Annotated in this window: 1 protein-coding gene; it reads left to right on the top strand. The window is 60.6% G+C overall.

What is annotated here, in order from left to right; all coding sequences use genetic code 11:
- Positions 1-205 precede the first annotated feature (205 nt).
- Positions 206-2,329, top strand: a complete 2,124-nt coding sequence (locus NUV89_RS29200) for a TonB-dependent siderophore receptor (protein WP_257784044.1) — start codon at positions 206-208, stop codon at positions 2,327-2,329.
- Positions 2,330-2,392: the final 63 nt, after the last annotated feature.

Here is a 2,392-nt window from a genome sequence, read left to right as displayed (position 1 = left end):
CCCCAAAATCTTGGGAGCGCTTCGCACTCCAGCGGGAGCAAGCTCCCTCGCCACATTTGCTCAGCGTCAAACGGATACAAAGCTGTTACCCAAAAAATAGTGAATGAGAACGCATATCAATAATGGGTCGCGTGATATACCATCGCGCCGCGAAAATCTGGCAGCTATGCCGCCCCATTTGGCCCATTCACTAGGTTCATCATTCATGCGTCGTACCCTGGTTTCCATCTGTGTGCTTCAGGCGTTTTCCCCTTTGACCTGGGCCGAAGTCGCCCCCGCCGACAAGGCCAGCGTGGAGTTGCAAGCCACCTCCATCACCGGCACCGCGGACTACGAGACCGCCCAGGGCCCGGTCAAAGGCTACCTGGCCACACGTTCCGCCAGTGCGACGCGTACCGACACCTCGATCCATGAAACCCCACAATCCATCAGCGTGGTGACCAAGGACGCCGTCGAAGACATCGGCGCCACCCGCCTGCAAGACGCCCTGGACTACGCCGGCGGCGTCGGCCGTGCCAACAACTTCGGCGGCCAGGGCCTGACCACCTTCACCGTGCGCGGCTTTACCACCGGCGAGTTCTACCGCAACGGTTTCCCGATCAACCGTGGCTACCCGAACATGCCGGACGCCAACACCATCGAGCGCCTTGAAGTACTGCGCGGCCCGGCCACCCTGCTCTACGGCCGTGGCGATCCAGGCGGCACCTTCAACGTGGTGTCCAAGCAACCGCTGCCTGAGCGCACCGTGACCCTGGGCAGCCAGTTGAATGACCAAGGCATGCAGCGCGGCACCCTGGACGCCTCCGGCCCGCTGGACGAAGAAGGCCGCCTGGCCTATCGCCTGAACGTGGTGGGCGAGGGCGGCGAGACCTTCCGCGACCACGTCGAAACCGAACGCTACGGCATCACCCCGGTCATCACCTGGCAAGCCACCGACGCCACCAAGGTGATCTTTGAAGGCGACTTCATGCGCAACAACCACCCGCTGGACCGTGGCCTGACGCGCTTTGCCAATCAGAAAGGCACCGCGTCGCGCGACACGTTCTGGGGCGACAAGGATGTGGGCAAGTTGCACAACGACAACAGCGTGGCGCAGTTGCGTTTCGAGCATTTGCTCAATGACAACTGGACCTTGGGCGGTGGGTTCCAGTACCTGGACGGCACCCTGCAAGGCAATGGCATCGAAGCCAATAGCCTGGCCGCCGACGGACACACCCTCAACCGCAACTTCAACTACCGCAAGTTGGAGTGGACCGATAAAGACACGCAACTGAACCTCACTGGGCACTTTTCCACGGGTGGGTTTGAACACACCCTGCTGACAGGCGTTGAGTTTGAAGACTACGACTACAAGTCGATCATCCAGCGCTCCAGCGCGCCCTACACCAGCGACATTTTCAACCCGGTCTATGGCAAGCCCCGTCCGGCGCTGACCAGCACACCCACCCACGACACGGAAAACCTGAAGACTTACTCCGCATTCGTCCAGGATCAAGTGGCCCTGACCGAGCGCCTGAAGGTGTTGGCGGGTGCGCGTTTCGAGCGTTTCGAGCACGAATATGAAAGCTATGTAACGGGAGTCAAACCGTGGAGCGCCAGCGATAACGCCGTCACCCCACGCGTGGGCGTGACTTACGACCTTACCGACACGGTCGCGGTCTATGCCGACGCTGCGCGTTCGTTCAAACCCAACACGGGCGCCAGCCTTCAGGGCGGCGGGTTCGACCCGGAGAAGGGCAAGTCCTATGAGATGGGCATCAAGTGGGAAGGCTTTGATCGCCAGTTGAGCGTCGACGCCGCGATCTACCAGATCGACAAGAAAAACGTGCTGACCACCGACCCTGCGGACCCCACCGGCATCTCCAAAGTGGCGGCGGGCGAAGTGCGCAGCCGTGGTTTCGACGTGAACGTGGCCGGCAACCTGACCCCGGAGTGGCGTGTGATCGGCGGCTATGCGTATGTGGATGCCGAAGTCACCAAGGACAACACGATCCGCGTCGGCTCTCACCTGGCGAACATTCCGCGCAACAGCTTCAGCCTGTTGAACGTATACGAGTTCCAGGACGGTACGCTCAAAGGCCTTGGCCTGGGCGCCGGTACCAAGTATGTGGATGAACGTGTGGGGCAGACGTCCAACACTGCCTTCACCATGGATGCCTACACCGTCGTCGACCTGCTGGGCTACTACAAGGTCAACGAAAAAGTCCGGCTCAACCTGGATGTGAAGAACCTGTTCAATCGCGACTTTGAAGAGGGTGCCTTCGGCAACTTCTACGCCTACCCAGGTGCGCCGCGTACCGTCCAGGTTGGCATCGCGTACACCTTGTAATCACCACCACTGTGGGAGCTGGCTTGCCTGCGAAAGCAGTGTGTCAGGCAATGAATCTGTTGC

Origin of the sequence: Pseudomonas sp. 18.1.10 (assembly GCF_024655625.1) — a bacterium.
GTDB lineage: Bacteria > Pseudomonadota > Gammaproteobacteria > Pseudomonadales > Pseudomonadaceae > Aquipseudomonas.
The sequence above is the reverse complement of the archived record's forward strand: the minus strand, read 5'-3'. Positions and strand labels throughout refer to the sequence as shown.

What these genes read in the sequence shown, in the direction of transcription:
- NUV89_RS29200 (WP_257784044.1), top strand. Translation starts at nt 206, where the DNA reads ATGCGTCGTACCCTGGTTTCCATCTGTGTGCTTCAGGCGTTTTCCCCT.